This window comes from Virgibacillus doumboii (assembly GCF_902806455.1).
GTDB lineage: Bacteria > Bacillota > Bacilli > Bacillales > Amphibacillaceae > Lentibacillus > Lentibacillus doumboii.
Genome location: NZ_CADCWQ010000001.1, coordinates 1,676,291 through 1,693,062, shown reverse-complemented (window position 1 = coordinate 1,693,062; position 16,772 = coordinate 1,676,291). Strand labels below are relative to the sequence as shown.

Annotated in this window: 19 protein-coding genes, 1 pseudogene and 1 riboswitch; of the genes and pseudogenes, 2 read left to right on the top strand and 18 right to left on the bottom strand. The window is 37.9% G+C overall.

Features of this window, described 5'->3' with window-relative positions; genetic code table 11:
* Nucleotides 1–4 precede the first annotated feature (4 nt).
* Nucleotides 5–1,051: a YpbB family protein gene (locus G6R02_RS08180; protein ID WP_164668735.1), complete on the bottom strand. Its 1,047-nt coding sequence runs from the start codon at nt 1,049–1,051 to the stop codon at nt 5–7.
* Between the two features lie 150 nt (nt 1,052–1,201).
* Between G6R02_RS08180 and G6R02_RS08175 the strand changes: the two genes are divergently transcribed.
* The gene (locus G6R02_RS08175) at nt 1,202–1,456 is read left to right on the top strand and encodes a ferredoxin (RefSeq protein WP_164668734.1); all 255 of its coding nucleotides are present in this window, start codon (nt 1,202–1,204) and stop codon (nt 1,454–1,456) included.
* 115 nt (nt 1,457–1,571) lie between these two features.
* On the opposite strand, the pseudogene G6R02_RS08170 reads toward G6R02_RS08175, so the two are convergent.
* The 16 genes and pseudogenes from G6R02_RS08170 to G6R02_RS08095 all read right to left on the bottom strand — a co-directional run.
* Nucleotides 1,572–1,767: pseudogene (locus G6R02_RS08170) on the bottom strand (helix-turn-helix transcriptional regulator); the annotation flags it as partial.
* Between the two features lie 113 nt (nt 1,768–1,880).
* Complete coding sequence (locus G6R02_RS08165) at nt 1,881–3,074, bottom strand: hypothetical protein (protein WP_164668733.1); 1,194 nt, start codon at nt 3,072–3,074, stop codon at nt 1,881–1,883.
* Nucleotides 3,071–3,607: an RNA polymerase sigma factor SigX gene (gene sigX / locus G6R02_RS08160; RefSeq protein WP_164668732.1), complete on the bottom strand. Its 537-nt coding sequence runs from the start codon at nt 3,605–3,607 to the stop codon at nt 3,071–3,073. Before sigX ends, G6R02_RS08165 begins: the two co-directional genes overlap by 4 nt.
* Nucleotides 3,608–3,703: 96 nt before the next feature.
* A complete protein-coding gene (locus G6R02_RS08155; protein ID WP_343032903.1) occupies nt 3,704–4,228 on the bottom strand; it encodes an ECF transporter S component in 525 nt (174 codons plus the stop codon).
* The gene (locus G6R02_RS08150) at nt 4,225–4,668 is read right to left on the bottom strand and encodes a DUF4430 domain-containing protein (RefSeq protein WP_164668730.1); all 444 of its coding nucleotides are present in this window, start codon (nt 4,666–4,668) and stop codon (nt 4,225–4,227) included. Before G6R02_RS08150 ends, G6R02_RS08155 begins: the two co-directional genes overlap by 4 nt.
* A 205-nt stretch (nt 4,669–4,873) precedes the next feature.
* Nucleotides 4,874–5,057, bottom strand: a riboswitch (cobalamin riboswitch).
* A 51-nt stretch (nt 5,058–5,108) separates the two neighbouring features.
* Complete coding sequence (locus tag G6R02_RS08145; RefSeq protein ID WP_205520078.1) at nt 5,109–6,866, bottom strand: ATP-binding protein; 1,758 nt, start codon at nt 6,864–6,866, stop codon at nt 5,109–5,111.
* Nucleotides 6,867–6,868: 2 nt separating this feature from the next.
* Complete coding sequence (locus G6R02_RS08140) at nt 6,869–7,582, bottom strand: response regulator transcription factor (RefSeq protein WP_164668729.1); 714 nt, start codon at nt 7,580–7,582, stop codon at nt 6,869–6,871.
* Between the two features lie 62 nt (nt 7,583–7,644).
* Entirely contained in the window at nt 7,645–8,832 is a 1,188-nt protein-coding gene (gene ccsB, locus G6R02_RS08135; RefSeq protein WP_164668728.1) for a c-type cytochrome biogenesis protein CcsB, read from the bottom strand.
* A gap of 26 nt (nt 8,833–8,858) precedes the next feature.
* On the bottom strand, nt 8,859–10,499 hold the full coding sequence (gene resB, locus G6R02_RS08130) for a cytochrome c biogenesis protein ResB (protein ID WP_164668727.1): 1,641 nt from the start codon (nt 10,497–10,499) through the stop codon (nt 8,859–8,861).
* A 27-nt stretch (nt 10,500–10,526) separates the two neighbouring features.
* Nucleotides 10,527–11,099 carry a thiol-disulfide oxidoreductase ResA gene (gene resA / locus G6R02_RS08125; protein WP_164668726.1) on the bottom strand — a complete coding sequence of 191 codons (573 nt, stop codon included), beginning with the start codon at nt 11,097–11,099 and terminating at the stop codon, nt 10,527–10,529.
* Nucleotides 11,100–11,165: 66 nt separating this feature from the next.
* Complete coding sequence (locus G6R02_RS08120) at nt 11,166–11,897, bottom strand: pseudouridine synthase (protein WP_164670344.1); 732 nt, start codon at nt 11,895–11,897, stop codon at nt 11,166–11,168.
* Nucleotides 11,898–11,963: 66 nt separating this feature from the next.
* Nucleotides 11,964–12,500 (bottom strand): spore maturation protein, encoded by a 537-nt coding sequence (locus G6R02_RS08115; RefSeq protein ID WP_164668725.1) that lies wholly within the window; start codon nt 12,498–12,500, stop codon nt 11,964–11,966.
* Between the two features lie 2 nt (nt 12,501–12,502).
* Nucleotides 12,503–13,087 carry a nucleoside recognition domain-containing protein gene (locus tag G6R02_RS08110; protein WP_164668724.1) on the bottom strand — a complete coding sequence of 195 codons (585 nt, stop codon included), beginning with the start codon at nt 13,085–13,087 and terminating at the stop codon, nt 12,503–12,505.
* 1 nt (nt 13,088) lies between these two features.
* Nucleotides 13,089–14,183, bottom strand: a complete 1,095-nt coding sequence (locus G6R02_RS08105) for a D-alanyl-D-alanine carboxypeptidase family protein (RefSeq protein WP_164668723.1) — start codon at nt 14,181–14,183, stop codon at nt 13,089–13,091.
* Between the two features lie 303 nt (nt 14,184–14,486).
* Nucleotides 14,487–15,083 (bottom strand): SMC-Scp complex subunit ScpB, encoded by a 597-nt coding sequence (scpB, locus tag G6R02_RS08100; RefSeq protein WP_164668722.1) that lies wholly within the window; start codon nt 15,081–15,083, stop codon nt 14,487–14,489.
* Between the two features lie 2 nt (nt 15,084–15,085).
* The gene (locus G6R02_RS08095) at nt 15,086–15,820 is read right to left on the bottom strand and encodes a segregation/condensation protein A (RefSeq protein ID WP_164668721.1); all 735 of its coding nucleotides are present in this window, start codon (nt 15,818–15,820) and stop codon (nt 15,086–15,088) included.
* Nucleotides 15,821–15,980: 160 nt separating this feature from the next.
* Between G6R02_RS08095 and G6R02_RS08090 the strand changes: the two genes are divergently transcribed.
* Nucleotides 15,981–16,064 (top strand): YjcZ family sporulation protein, encoded by an 84-nt coding sequence (locus G6R02_RS08090; RefSeq protein ID WP_164670343.1) that lies wholly within the window; start codon nt 15,981–15,983, stop codon nt 16,062–16,064.
* Nucleotides 16,065–16,118: 54 nt separating this feature from the next.
* Here G6R02_RS08090 and G6R02_RS08085 read toward each other — a convergent pair whose 3' ends face one another.
* On the bottom strand, nt 16,119–16,490 hold the full coding sequence (locus G6R02_RS08085; RefSeq protein WP_164668720.1) for a GNAT family N-acetyltransferase: 372 nt from the start codon (nt 16,488–16,490) through the stop codon (nt 16,119–16,121).
* Nucleotides 16,491–16,772 lie beyond the last annotated feature (282 nt).

Genomic DNA, 16,772 nt, shown 5'->3' with positions numbered 1-16,772 from the left:
CTGATTAGGATATTTTTTCAACAGCTAAAACCAGTCGAATTTGAAAATAGCTGATACGCTCATCTATTTCCTGTTTAATCTCTTTTAATTTATATGAATTTAGTTTATTAACCGCAGTTAAAATTTCCTGCCGCTGCTGTTCATCTATGTAAGTTTCAAGCGGGAATTGACTGTCATAAAGTGCTATTTCCACCAGATGATCATAGATTGTATTCAGTTTCAAGTTACGCATGGCGGCTATTTCTTCGGCAGAATATTGCTTTCGTAACAGTTCGTTTGTTCTTTGTGCTGACTTAGTAAGCTTTGAATCTTCCACCATGTCACTCAAAATGGATGATAACAATGGGTATTTCCCTTTTTCATGCTCAATCATACTTAACATTTGCTGGATTACTGCAGTCAGAATCAAAGGTACATTAATTCTGCAGACCTCATAGTGGTCAGCAAGTTGATAAGTGCTCATTCCATAATGCCTGAATCCGGTGATGCAATCGACGAACATACTTGCCTCCCGATCAGAAAAACAGTTTAATAGCGTATATAATTCATCATGAATGTGATTCAGATACTGCTTTTGATATTGCCTCACATTAAAGTATCTTTTTTTCACCCATCCTGTTATTACTGGTTTATCAACAACGGGAATAAAGTTAAGATTACCTTTGACGCTATTGGTTACTGTTTGTATTAACAGCATTAATCTCTCAAAAAACAGTTGTGTTGAGTTGTAATACTTCATTCCGTTGAAATAACTTAATGGAACGCAATCTTCAGTTTCCTCAAGCAATTTATAACCTGAATCAGCAGGTTTTGCAGTGGACTCACCATCTAACAATATCAGATTATTTGAAACTAATTTATTTATTTGTTCATCAAAATCCTGTTTGCGTAACGTTTTGTAAATTCCATAATAATTATCAAGCCTATAAATATGAGCATCCTGAACCGTTTGAATTGATCTTTTTCCTTTAAGCAGATGGTAGATTGCGGAAACACTTCGCCCATTTTTAAATTGCGAGCTGCATAATATCACAATACGATCAAATAACAAGGCGGTTACTCCTTTACTAATGGAATTGTTACGATTGTAAATTTCTTTCAACACTTATCATAACACTTTATTCTTTAGTTGAAATGAAAAAATGTCGGATTTAAAATAGATTATAAGGATTGTTTTTTTCCTAATACAGGAGGTTGTCAAATGCCTAAATACACAATTGTCGATAAAGAAACGTGCATAGCATGCGGGGCGTGTGGTGCCGCTGCACCTGATATATATGATTACGATGACGAGGGAATAGCTTACGTAATTCTGGATGATAATGAAGGAACTGCTGAAGTACCTGAATTATGGGAAGAAGATATGCTCGATGCGTACGAAGGTTGTCCAACCGATTCAGTTAAAGTTGCTGACAAACCGTTTAATGGAGACCCAATGAAATATGAGGATGAATGAACTGCAGGCTGGTTTCATAATCGTTGGAATCAGCTATCTTTGATACTTACTTCACTAATGTGTACTGCTGTTTCCAATGTTTTGAGTACATCATTTCCTATTGTAATCCGAATAATTTCACTGTGACGAAATAATGCACATAATGCTACGATAGTAGTCCAGTTGGCATTATTCCGGCGCTTTTCAATTTGTACAAGTGACTTTTTGGATATCCCCAGGACAGCAGCCATCTTTTCCTGTGTATAGTTGCTTTCTACTCGTATCAATTTAATTTTCGCTGATAATTTTTCAATAATCGTGCTTTGATTCATTGCAATCATTGTTCGTTTTCTCCTCCACTTATATAATAATTCGCAAAGTATAAAAAGTCAAAATGAAAAGCGTTCCCAAAGGATATGTTCCTTTATGAACGCTTCAGCAGAAATTACTCATTTATATTTATCGGATTGGCGCCTTCAGGTACTTTGATTGGCCCTGTTAATTCGTATGGACCGATTGTTTCATATGGGGCATTTGTGAACCTTACTTCCTGATACCCGAAACTTTTGGCTGTCATGAGTAATGCATCAATCATCGTAACTGTTTCCTGGCTAACTGTAACCGATTCTTTATTGTTAAATGTTAAAAGAACCTGTTTTCCTTCAGTCTTAACGGAGAAATCAACAGAGTTCGGTACAGACTGTGAGACATTAAAGTCTTTTTCATCTTTTTTCATTTCCGAAAGTGCTGTTTTCATATCTGCCTGATCCTCAACTGGCACCCGAACAAGAAATTCCCGTTTATCAGCAGATTCCTTATATAGCTTATAAACTACCTTCTTTGACTTTAATGGTAATTCATTTACACTGCCAATTGCCCCAAGCTTCACTTCCCGATTAAAGTTGACTGTATCAATTTGATATGGCTTAAACATTGCTGTCAATGTATCTTCAAAACTATTACCTGGAGCACCACTTGGTCCAATTGAAAAATCTTTGGGCAGATCAATAAGCACCTGACTATTTTCCCGGTTTAACCGGAATGTAGCATCGTTAAACATAAATTCGCTTACACCCCAAGAACCTTCATCCACCAAGCTGCCTAATTGATTATAATATTTTTCAGGATTTTCTGAGCTGGAAATTGGAATGGAAAACGGGACGACATATTGAGCTTGTGAATCCATAACAGCTCCATGAACAATATTGGAGTTCTCGTTGGGAGAATGTATAACATTAGACGTTAATGCTCTATCCATCATCATCGTATCCTGTTGAGTCTCTCCGGAATCTGCGGAGTTTTCCTGGCTGTTTGACTGAATGCCTGCTTCTTCACTGCTTTCCATACTTTCATTCGCAGCAGAATCCTCCATTATCCTGTCACCGGAACTTTCACTGCTGCTCTGAAACATCACGTCGTTCATAAGGGTCGGTATGATTAATACGAGCAGCGCCAGTACCATAACTGTGCCAAGAGCAGGAAGCACATAAACCTTTTTGCTCCTTTTGTGTCCCCTTTTATTCAATTCAGAGGAGATACGCTGATATAATATGTCCTTTTCCATGTTGTCTTCCACTTTTGGCATTAGTTTCAGTGATTCTTCAATCTGATGCTGATCATTGTTGTCAGACCTTTTCATGTTGTATCTCCTCCTTTCTTTTGATCTTCACTTATGTAATTACGCAAGACCTTCAGTCCACGATGCTGTGTTGTTTTTACTTTGCTTACACTGAAATTTAAAATATCTGCAGTCTCCTGAATGGAAAAAGATTGAATATACCTTAAGATAAGAACACTTTTTTGGTCAGGAGTACATTTGTCCAAATAACGGTAGACATTCTTTATCTCCTCATTTTGCTCAGCTATTTCATCAGGCAATGGATTTTGATCCTGTATTAGCTGTCCTTTTTCATTCCAGTCAAAGAATTCCGAAATACGCTTTCGTTTTCTTTTCATTGACCGAAAATAATCGATTGTTACATGACGCGCAATCGAAAACAGCCATGTCTTTTCACTGCTGTCACCTTTAAATGAGTCATAGGACTTTAACACCTTGATGTATACTTCCTGAACGAGGTCTTCACATGTCTCTTTATCTTTTACCATATAGAAAATAAATTGATACAAATCGTTATGATAGTTATCGTAAAATTTCTCAAAAACGGTATTCATCAAGATCCCCCGTTCAATAATATAGTCGATTAATATCAAAATAAAGTTACAATATATTAATACTATATTAGAAAAAAGCAAAAATACCAACCACATTCAGTTGGTATTTTGCAGGTTAAAGCGATTATTGGCATATTTTTTAAATAAATGTACGATTGCAGGGTAAAACATGATCATGAATATTGCATTTCCAACGGCATGGTTTACGGTGAACGGAAGTCCGGCAATAAAATATGGCCAAAACTGCCCGGCAACTGAATAGGTCATAAGTGAAATCACAAACCCATACAGAAAGCCGCTGAAAATGGAAAATAAAACGATAATCCAAATTGGAATTTTCCGCGGATATTTTCCGAGAAGTCCGCTTAATAAGCCGATCAATCCCCATGAAACAATCTGCCAAACTGTCCATACTCCCATACCTAACAGCATATTCGATAAAAACGTGGTTAAGCCTGCCAAAATGATTGCCGCGAGCGGACCCAGTAATAACCCGCAAATAATTATCAGCGAGGTAACCGGCTGTACATTTGGTATAAAGGCAAAGGCTGCTCTACCAACAACTGCCAGTGCTGCAAGTAATGCCAGTAATGTTAATTTATACGTATTCAATGGAATCACTCATACGATTGTAGGTCTAAGGTCACTTCATCACCTGGAGAAAGTTTTAATTCCTTAGCACCCACTTGGGCCATTTCACCGTTTACCATTATTGCCCAAAACGTCTTTTCGGATTCTTTAGCTGCCACACCTTCAATAGAGGTGATAAAGCCACCGTCCTCTTTCAGTTCAAAATTATTTTTCATTACTTCCATTAAGATTGCACCTTCTTCAATTTCAATCTCTTTTTCGTTAAGGTATTCATCACCATTACCCTTGGAGATTGTAATTCGAACGGTGTCTTCATTTTGTTCTTCTGTATTCTCACCGGACGTACTTTCCTCATTTTGGTTGTTTGTCTCAACCTGAACCTGTTCCTGATCCTGTTCTTCTGCACCACAGCCAACCAATAGTCCAAAGACTACCAGCACAGATGCAATCCGTAAAAACCATTTGTTCATTTTCCCATTCCTCCATTTCTTTATTTGTTGAGGAGAATTGGGCGTTGGTAACCTGTACATTATGGTATTTCTATGTCTGTTTCAAAACCATTTTCAAGTAAAAAAAGCTGACCCTTCCTCAGGTGTCAGCTTTTTAGACAATCGATACATATCAAAAACCATCAAAATGCACTCGGTTGTCCCAATCGCTCATACCCTCGAAGCATTGAAACGTTAGACAATGGCAGGTCTACTGACTCGTGATTCATCCCTACTTTAAGCCCTTCCCATATGACAGCATCATACAGTGGATTACGCTTATTTCGTACATCACTTACAGTTGCGAGGACAGTTCCAGCTTTCCACTGGATTCCCTATTAAGGTAAAGCACCACTATCTATAATTAGTATTCAATTCATACTAATCATATCATAAAATAACAAATTTTGTCACATTTATTTCTACTCAGCAGGTATCCTGAAGGTAAATGTCGTTCCTTCGTCAACTTTACTGTTAACCGTAATTGTTCCATTATGAGCTTCCACTATGTTTTTGGCAATAGCAAGCCCGAGCCCGGTACCTTTTTTCTTCTTGTTTCTTGTTCGTGACTTATCAGCCTTGTAAAACCGTTCGAACACAAACGGTATATCAGCCTCTGGAATACCGCTCCCATTATCCTCAATCGAAACATACATACCTGTTGGGTCACTATCCACAATAACGTTTACTTTTCCGTTTTCATTGGAATGTCTGATTGCATTGTCGATTAAATTAGTGAAGACCTGTTCCACCCGATCCGGATCAAATTCTAATTCAGTTGCGGTTATATGGTTCATCAAATTTAATTCTACACAATTTTCGTATGCGAGACCTTTAAATTTTTTCAATATACGTTCAATGAAATTATTTAAATCAATATTTTCTTTATTTAACCGTATATGTCCTGCTTCCATTCGTGCAAGGTCTAATAATTCATTAACCAAACGGCCCATTCTTAACGACTCTTCATGAATAATTTGTGCCAATTCGTTTTTTTCTTCAACTGTTTCAGCAACATCGTCTACAATCGCTTCGCTATAGCCCTGAAGCATGGAAATTGGCGTTCTTAATTCATGAGAAACGTTTGCAATAAAATCTTTTCTCAGTTTATCCAAACGTCGTTCCTCTGTCATATCACGGATAACAGCTACAGATCCCCGGACATATGTCTGGTTGTACAAAGGAGTCATAATCATAACCCATGTACGCCCCTGAATATTTATTTCACGTACAGCTTCATCTTCATCATTAATGACAATTTGCAATATTTCATTCAAAGGGTACGGGGCCTTTTTAGAACCCTCGCTTTCCTGTAAACTATTTTCAAAGTTCAAGTTTTCAATAAATCGCTCTGCGGGTGGATTGGTTACAAGCATGTCCCCATTACGGTTAAACGTTATTACACCATCCGCCATCGAACTAACAATACTGGAAAGCTGTTCCTTCTCTTCTCTTAATGCATTTATATGAAATTTCAACTGTCTTCCCATTCTGTTAAATGCAATTGCCAGCTCACCAATTTCATCATGAGTCAAAATAGGGACTTTCGTGTTAAATTCACCACGTGTCAGATCAAATGCCGCCTCCCGCATCTTGATTAAAGGCGAGGTAATTCTTGTCGACAGGAAGAAAGCGAAAATAGTTGTTAAAATAATTGCTATTCCGGCAGCCAGTAATATAATTTTTGTTGTTTCTGCTTTTGTTTTATTAACGATATCAAGTGATTGATATACAAAAACAGCAGCATTCTGATTTACCGGTGTACCGACAATCATTGCCTCTATATCACTGTCGGGTAATACCATCTGTTTCTTCACGTCCTGGTTCTTTGTAAATACTTTCTTTAAATCTTCCTCGTTTTTCAGCCACTCGACATCTGGTGTACGCAATTCACTATTCGTGCTGCCTGATGTCCAATAGGTGCCATCAGCATAAACGATAGCTATCCGGCTTACAGGATCCTTCACTCGTTCAGCCGTATCCAGTGCCAATGCCTGATTGTCGTATTGTTGAACCATTCTGGAAACTTTATCAGCTGTTTGCATCATATCATCTTCAGCTTCATTTACATGGAAGTTTTCAAAAAACTCCATTAGTAATATAGTTAATATGAATAATACAAAAGAAACTAGCAATAAAATGGTTATTGCTAGCTTCCCTACAACACTTCGCCAAAACATGATTAATCATCTACCTCAAATTTATATCCAACGCCCCAGACGGTAACAATCATCCTGGCGGCCTCATTGGATACATTGTTTAATTTTTCCCGCAGGCGTTTAACATGTGTATCAACTGTACGTAAATCGCCGAAAAACTCATATTGCCATACTTCTTTTAATAATAGCTCACGGCTGAATACTTTGTCAGGTGATTCAGCAAAAAAGCATAACAATTCATATTCTTTAGGTGTAAGGCTGACTTCAGTATCATCCGCCGTAACCCGGTGTGCATCATGATCAATAGTCAAATGAGGAAACACAATCAAATTTTTCGTTGGTGTTTCTGCCTCACTGTAACTTACTGTGGACACTCTTCTCAATAATGCTTTTACCCGCAACACAACTTCCCTTGGACTAAAGGGCTTTACAATATAATCATCGGTTCCCACTTCAAAACCCTGAACACGATTAGATTCTTCCCCTTTTGCTGTAAGCATAATAATAGGAGTAGCCTTTTCCTTACGTAACTCTTTCGTTACTTCAATACCGTCCATTTCCGGCATCATAATATCCAATAAGATAACGTCATAATCAGTTGCAAGTGCAAGTTCCAATGCTTCCGTTCCGTTTTCGGCTTCCTCAACAATAAAATCTTCTTTTTCAAGGTACATTTTAACTAAACGGCGAATTCTCTCTTCATCATCCACAACTAATATTTTTGCATTTGTATCCATCCGGACTCCCCCTCTACCACTAATTTAAAAACTAATTTCCATCACGGTAATTACAATTTAGTTTAAGCATATGAGTGAAGACCTGCCAGAACCAGATTAACTGCAATAAGATTAAACATAATTATGGCAAAACCTCCGACAGCGAGCCATGCAGATTTTTCACCGTGCCAGCCCCTTGAAAGACGTAAGTGGAGAAATGCTGCATAAAAGAACCAGGTGACCAGTGCCCATACTTCTTTGGGATCCCATCCCCAGAAGCGGTCCCAGGCGATTTGTGCCCAGATGGAGGCAAAAATTAATCCACCCAAGGTAAATACAGGGAACCCGATTGCCACTGCACGATAAGCAATTTCATCCAGTAAATCCGGTTTTGCTTTTTTCAGGAAAGGCTGGATCGCTGCTCCAACCCGTTTGCGTAAAATCAGTCTTGCTAAACCGTATAACGCCAGTCCGGTTAGCACTGACCAGATAAGCGTGTTGAATTTCCGAGCTGCATCGACACCTTGCATCCATCCGGGTGCCTCAAACAGCGGATTCATTCGATCACCAGTTAAAAGTTCACCTTCATTCGGACCGGCAATCGGCGGCAGATGGTAATTTGTCGTTACCGTTTCGCCATTGAACGAATATTCAAATTCCGCACTATATCCTGACAAATTGAAAGCAGTGGATATAACACTGAAGCCAACAAAGATGAACAGAGAAATTAAAACAACTTCCAGCCAGGTAGTCCGTTTGCTCCTTTTTGATTGGTCAATTTGCCTGATTAAATAAATAAGACCAGCAACAAAACTGATTGATAAAATAGCTTCGCCTAATGACACGGTTGTTACATGGATATACAGCCAGTGACTTTGAAGCGATGGCACCAATGGAGCAATTTCTGTTGGAAACATACTTGCATAGGCAATGACAATCAATGCGATTGGCAAAGCAAACAACCCTAAAATATTTAATTTGTATATAAAATAGATAACAATGAATGCTAACACCAATCCCATTCCGAAAAATGTCATAAATTCGAAAAGGTTACTCACAGGCGCATGACCACTTGCTATCCACCTTGTAATAAAATAGACAATCTGAGCTGCAAAACCAATTATCGTTAAAGAAATGCCTATTTTACCGGCAACCCCCTTTTTATTATCTGCTTTCTTTTCTTTAATGGTGGCACCAAAGAAAAGTGTAGCAATTAAGTATAGGATAAAGGCTGTATACAGCATGGTACTGCTTATACTTAAATAATCCATGGAGATCCTCCTCCTTTTTGATAATCTTACTTGTCATCCAGTTCCTGTTGGTCATCAACCATTTTCACATTGGTATCTTTTATCATATTTTCAATATCTTTTTTCACACCAAACCAGTTTTTGTTTGTATGGGCTGCCATTAATATACCCTCACCTTTAGGATGGATCCAAATCCTCCGGTGTTGCCAGTACATACCCTGGATAACTCCTATCATAAAGATGGCAGCACCTATAATAAATAATGGAAGCGTATAGTCCCGGCGAACCGTTAATCCACTGACAGCATGTGTCTGGAAGTTCTGGATGCCCAATTTATAATCGTTTTCACCGGTTGCATCCACATTCTTTCCAATGCCTACAAAACTCATTTCAGGTTCACTGTTATCAGGAGGATGTACAATAAATACGTATGCCGGATTTCTTGGATACTCTGTTTTTGTTCTTGGTACACCATTGTCCAATTCATAATCCGGGTAGTACTGATCCACAACAACCTTAAAACCATTGTCTAATTTATATTCGGATTTTGGATCAGTTAAATCAATTTTAAAACTGCCAAGCGATTTCTCTTCCGGATCATCTGTTTTGTGGATTTTAAATGTCATACTTGAAAACTCATTTAACTGATAACCCGCTTGATACAGTGTGTATCCGTCAAATTTCAATGGGTGATTCATTTTTATTTTCGCTTCTGTTACTTTCTCAAGCTCAGATGTGGCCCCGGTAACAGCCTCTCCGGATTTCTTATAGATGATTGCATTCGTTTGAAAATTCTTCGCAACCATTCCTTCCTGTTCAATTGCTTCCTTAAAGCGTTCATCATCTTTATCATACGTTTCCAGAATAAAGTTCTTATTTTTTATATAATACTCACCCTCAGTACCTGGAATAACCGTCTGCTGTCCTTCTCTGACCCACACATATTCATCCAGATACATAAACGGGGTCATTCGCAATAATGCTGCAATAAGGATAATGATAAGACCAATATGATTTACATAAGGACCCCACCGGGAAAAACGCCCTTTTTCAGCTAATATGTGACCATTTTCTTCGCGCACTTTATAGCGCTGTTTCTTTAAACCGGAAACCATTTTTTCTTTTTCATCGGCAGTAACATGTTCCGTTTCGCTGAACAAACGCTGTCTTCTGATAAATGTAGCATGGCGCTTTGGCTTTTGTTTTTTCAAAGCTTTATACAAAGGTACGAACCGGTCAATACTGCAGATCACCAATGAAATACCTATCAATGCAATTAATAGCAAATACCACCAGGAACCATATAGGTTATGAAAACCCAGTTGATAATATATTTGACCAGTAATCCCATAAGTTTCTTCGTAAAAAATAGCAGGATCTCGTGAAGCTGCATCAGCAGGTATGTACATTTCCTGCGGGTAAATCGTTCCAAGTGCTGATGCAATTAAAGCTAAAACAATCAGCCAGACACCGACTTTAACGGAAGAAAAGAAGTTCCATATTTTGTCGACAATGGACTTGTTATATGTTTGCGATCTCCGTGCACTTCCATCATATCGCATATTCAGTAATTTCTTCTTGTCATTTCCGTCAATATGCTGGTTTTCTTCTATCGGTTTGCCGCATGCCTCACAAAGGACCGTTCCCTCCGGATTAACATGTCCGCATTCACATTTTATTTGTTTCATTCATATCCCTCGCAATAGCTGCATTCTCTATTCAGGCTGAATCTGCTGCAAATATCCTTCCAGCTTATCCAGAGTTAAAGCACCTTCCACAACCTCAACGATTTCCCCTTCCGGACTAATGAAAAATGTACTCGGGATAGGTCCGACATTATACTGATCCATGACCACTTCCTTTGGATCAAAGGGTACTGGAAAGGTTAAATCGTATTTATCGATAAAACGATCAACAACAAATTCTGTTGAGTCAAGATTAACGGCAACTATTTCTACTCCTTTGTCCTTATATTCAGGGTAAAGCTGTTGCATATAAGGCATTTCCGCTTCGCATGGTTTACACCAGGTTCCCCAGAAATTCAGCATAACCCCTTTACCTTCCAAATCACTCAGTTGTACCGTTTCAAGCTGATTGTTTTCATTTATTTGCTGAAGTTTAAAATCCGGTGCTTCATCACCTACATCAACATTCGTGTTATCTTTGGTTAAATTCGATACTAAAGCATATACAACTGCTACAACCAGTATTGCCAATACTATTGATCGAAAAATCAGCCGTTTTCTCTTTTTTCGCTTTTTATTGTTTTTCATTTCGTCAAGATTCATGTCTGTTCACTCCCATGCCATTATAGCACGTTAACACAGTGGTAAATTTGACTATTATTCAACAATTCACTTCTGTGCCGACAACCGCATTTTTTTGACTTCATGAGGAGTTAACGGACGGCAATCACCAGGCTTCATACCATCCAGTGTCAACAATCCGTACTTTTCCCGTTTCAGTTTGGATACTGGATACCCCAGTTTCTCCATCATTCGCCGTATATGCCTGTTTTTACCTTCATGCAATGTCAATTCCAGTATCATCGTATTTTTTTGCCTGTCCACTTCAAGAATGTTATATTTAACAGCTTTTAATAAGTCGTCACCGTCTCTGACACCTTTTCTTAGTTTTTGAAGTTCACGCTTTTCGGGGATTCCTTTTATTTTTGCAACATAAACTTTATCAACGCCATGACTTGGATGCATTAACAGATTTGCAAAGTTTCCATCGTTGGTTAATAACAAAATACCCGATGTGTCATAATCCAGTCTGCCGATCGGATAAATCCGCTCCGGTACTTCTCCAAGAAAATCCGTTACGACCTTTCTTCCCTTGTCATCCTTTATACTTGAAATGACTCCTCTTGGTTTATAGAGCATGTAATATACTGGTGCTTCCTTTTCAAGCAGCACCCCATTAACCTCAATATCGTCATGCGGCGTCACTTTCGTACCCAGTTCAGTTACTGTTTTATGATTAACTTTTACCTTGCCGTCAACAATAAGTTTTTCTGCTTTTCTTCTTGAAGTCACCCCGCTTTGCGCGATAACCTTTTGCAATCGTTCCACTGAATCTGTCATTATATCACCATTTCCGATTATACTTTTAAACATAATAATAGCGTTAACCTCATGTTAACGCTACTTTTATGATAAACCAAATATTATTGTTACTACTATTATCGAAGCAATTATACCAACTAAGTCAGCCAATAGTCCAACCTTTAGTGCGTAGCCCATTTTCCTGATCCCGACTGCCCCGAAATACACGGTTAATATATATAGGGTTGTATCTGTACTTCCCTGCATCGTCGAGGCTAATCTTCCGATAAATGTATCAGGTCCATGTGTGCCAATCAATTCTGTAGTCATCCCCAGAGCTGCGGTACCGGAGATTGGCCTAACCAGGGCCAGTGGAATGATTTCCGGAGGCACCCCGATCATTACAAGAAATGGCGAGATTAAATTGATAAATGCTTCTAAGGCTCCTGAACTCCGTAAAATGGCTATTGCCACAATCATTCCTACTAAAAAAGGAAGTAAAGAAAATGCCATTTTGACACCATCTTTTCCCCCTTCCACAAACATTTCGTATGTCGGCACCCGTTTCCACGTAGCCACAACCAAAACGATAAGTATGAAACACGGGATCAGCCAGGTGCTGATTGATGTAATAATACCCATAACTATTTCCTCCTGCGACTTCTGTAATAAAAGAACCGATCAATTATTATCGCACTAAGTGAAGAAATAACTGTTGCAATAATTGTGGTGCCAACAATCTCAGTGGGCGATGCAGAATCATATTGCATACGTATTGCGATTACGGTTGTTGGAATAATTGTCAAACTGGATGTATTTAATGCCAAAAAAGTAATCATTGACCTGGATGCGGTGTCTGTCCCACTTAATTCCTTCATTTGCTCCATCGCTTTTATACCCATTGGTGTTGCTGCATTACCCAACCCGAAAATATTTGCTGTAAAATTTGAAAGAATATACCCCATTGCCGGGTGATCCTTTGGTATGTCGGGGAATAATTTGACGACAAATGGCCTGAACAATTTAGTCAGCACCTGTAGTATTCCTGCTTTTTCTGCCACTTTCATAATCCCCAGCCAAAATACTAATATACTTATCAATCCGATTGAAATCGAAACCGCATCATCGGCACTTTCAAATAACGCTTTATTCACATCTTCCATTGTGCCATTGAACATGGCGTAAACAATCCCAACAATTGCCATACCTGCCCATATCAAATTCACCATATTATTTCAACCCTATTATCCGTTGATAAACTGTGAGGATATTTTCAAAAAAGTAATCATTCCAGTTTTGTTCTGAATATATTGGTGTTTCCATAACTGGCTTCGAGTTGATAAAATAGATGGTTTTTCCAATGACTTCATCTGTTGTTTCCGGAGCATTGTTTAAAATATACGACTTGCTTTCAATCGCAGTCTGTTCGTTTTCCTTAAGAGGCAATACTATATCATGATGTAAATAGCCTATTGCATTATTGTCAGAACCGTTTAAGTTATATTTTGTCTTCCCTCTGTTATCAATTGTCGTCATATCATATTTTTCAAACCCCCATTCAAACATTCCGATATGATCATTCCAGTCATCCGGACCATTCAATGTTACAGCAATCAATGTCATATCATTTTTCTTTGCTGCCGTTACCAGGGTTCTGCCGGCTGTTTTTGTATAACCGGTTTTTCCGCCGATACAATATTCATATAATTGTGTCAGTAATCTATTTTTATTTTGCCAGGAATAGGCCCTGTTTTCAGATTTAAAGTTTTCAGTTTTTGTTATTTCCCGAAACTGTTCATTGTTCATCGCATAGCGCATAAGCAATGCCATGTCATATGCAGTGGAATAATGATCTTCAGAATCAAGACCATGAGGATTGTCAAAAGATGTATTTGTCATTCCGAGCCAGCGAGCTTTTTTGTTCATCAAATGAACAAAACCTTCCATACTCCCGCCAACATGCTCACTGATTGCTACAGCTGCATCATTACCAGAACGAAGCATTAATCCATAAACTAGATCCTCTAATTTGATTTTTTCTCCCTTTTCCAAATAAATGGAAGATCCTATTTCTTGTACAGCCCGTTCACTCACTGTCACCGTTTCATTTAATTTTCCCGATTCAATGGCAATGATAGCTGTCATAATTTTCGTTATACTGGCTATTGGCTGTTTATCATGCGCACCTTTGTTAACTAGTACCCGTCCAGATGATTGTTCCATTAATACAGCATTATTAGCCGAAACTCCAGGTTTCGCTCGTCCAACTTCAGGATAAAAAAAACTGCTTAAAAGAAGGCATAGTATAATTACCGCATAACGCATAGTTGGTTCCTCCCGCTGATGGTTTATCTGTATATTTTATGCACGGTATGATTAGATATGATTTAAATAAATAAATCCTTACATACAGAATGCAAGGATTAATGAATCAGGCTATTTTCGGTATAGATTGTCTATTTTTGACACAAAAGGCATAAAATGCAACGTAACTTTTTAAAAAAGATTGAGTGCTATAATACCGTTGCGGACTAACATTCATATAAAGTTACGTCGCAGTTTATATCAACTACGAGGTTAAAAAGCAACAAAATTTACTAAAATACCATGAATTAAAATAAGAATGTATTAATTATTATTACTGGAATCCAGCTGTTCCGAAAACTTTTCAAAAAATAAATCCGCTTCCTGTTCAATTTCTTCTTCGTTCGGATTTTCCGGCAATGGAGGAAGTTCTTCAAGGGAGGTTAAGCCAAAATACGTTAAAAAATCCTTCGATGTACCAAATAAAACCGGGCGGCCAACACTTTCTCTTCTGCCAACCTCCTCAATCAGTGATCTGGCAATTAATGTTTGTACTGGCCTGTCACTTTTTACACCTCGGACATCTTCAATTTCCGTCCGTGTGATAGGTTGCCGATATGCGATAATGGCAAGCGTTTCCAATGCTGCCTGTGACATTCTTGTTGCCTGAGGAGTTTCAATAAGTTTTTTAAAATAAGCACTGTGTTCCGGCTTAGTTGTTAAATGATACAGCTGATGTGATTGCATGATCATGATTCCACGATCCGTATTTTCATAGTCATATTTCAGTTCCTCAAGCAAATGATCAACGGTTGTTTCTGTGATATCCAGAATTCGGGATAATTGTTTGACCGTTATCCCTTCATCGCCACTGGCAAATAACAGCCCTTCTGTGATTGCTTTTAAATCATTGATTTCCACTGTCAATCCCCCATATAAAAAACATATAATACATCAAAATGTTTTTCCTGTTTGCATTGTACTTCATTACTTTTCATCAATTCCAAAATCGCCATAAATGTAACTACAATATGGGAACGGGACGGGTACTGGAACAAATGATCAAACGCTACACCCTGTTTTGAACTTTTAACGACACGCAGCACTTCTGTCATTCGCTGTTCAATCGGAATATCACCGCGTTTAACCTTTGTTTCCAACGGTTCATTCCATTTCTTCCGTTCAAACATTCTTTCCAATGCATGAATCATATCATAGATGGATGTATCGCCTTTTGTCACTGGCTGCTTGGTATCGATGTAATCAAATACTACCGGCGGCCTGGTGAAAATCTGATTTGCATCGATTTCCTTTTCCTTTAATTTTTCTGCAGCATCTTTATATTTTCTGTATTCAATCAGACGCTGCATCAGCTCTTCCCTTGGATCTTCCATATATTCTTCATCTTCTTCATCAATTTCCTGATTGGGCAAGAGCATCTGACTTTTTAATGCCAATAATGTTGCCGCCATGACAAGATATTCACTGGCTACGTTCAATTCGAGGCGTTGCATTGTATGTATGTAATTCATATATTGCTCAGTTATTTGTGCAACAGGAATATCATATATGTCAATCTCGTATTGGTTAATTAAATGCAGCAATAGGTCGAGCGGCCCCTCAAAAGCATCCAATTTCACCTGATATGATTCATTCATAAGCCTCCTCCTTTATAATAGGCAAGTTAAATATTATACGAATTTAATTTTTGTCATAATCGCCTATACACCACGGCTCATGTCAACATAAGCTATTAATGTAAGATAAATGTTATCAAAAAAACATTTATTCGTTAAGAGGAAAAGGAGGAATAGAACTATGGGTGCTAATTATGGCGGAGGATTTTCACTAATCGTTGTACTGTTCATTCTACTGATTATCGTTGGTGCTGCCTGGATGTAATGTTAGAATAAACATCCCGATAAAAGCCAGCCTTTATACCGGGCTGGCTTTTGTTCATTTTTCTTCATTTTTTTGTTCCGGTTCATCACATTTGTTATAAAATTGCTGTGTCATGTCATCTGCACATACTGCATATTTATCTTCATACATATTTTTAATTTCATTAACCATCTTTTTGCCAATTCCCATACTGCGATGCGAGGGATTTACGGAAATATGCTGCACAACAGCATTAATATCATCCTCAATCCTTACCCCTATCGCACCTAAAACATCTTCTTCCTTCCATAAAAAAAGATGCCAATCAGGATTCGTCTCATATTCTTTTATTGTCTGTTGCAATTTTTTTACATCTTTTTCTTCCGGCATAAAAGATAGTAAACCCATTGCAATCTTTTCCTGATTTTTTTTATAACGAATTAACATAATTACCCCTCATTAGAAATAAACTTGTCAGAATTTGATAGCTAAATTTTAAAAAGTATATTTTTATCTAAAGTACCCCACTTAATTATTGTAACGATTTTAGTTCGTCTATTTATTTATGCAACATCACGCTGAATTTGTCAAATTCAGTTTTTCAAAAAACAAATACAATCCAGTAAATGAATCCCCAAATTATACTAAGTGTTAATAGAACAAAAAATAAAATCCAATTCTTTTTACGTTGACTCAATTTGAATTCATCCTCTATCAAGCATTGACAGA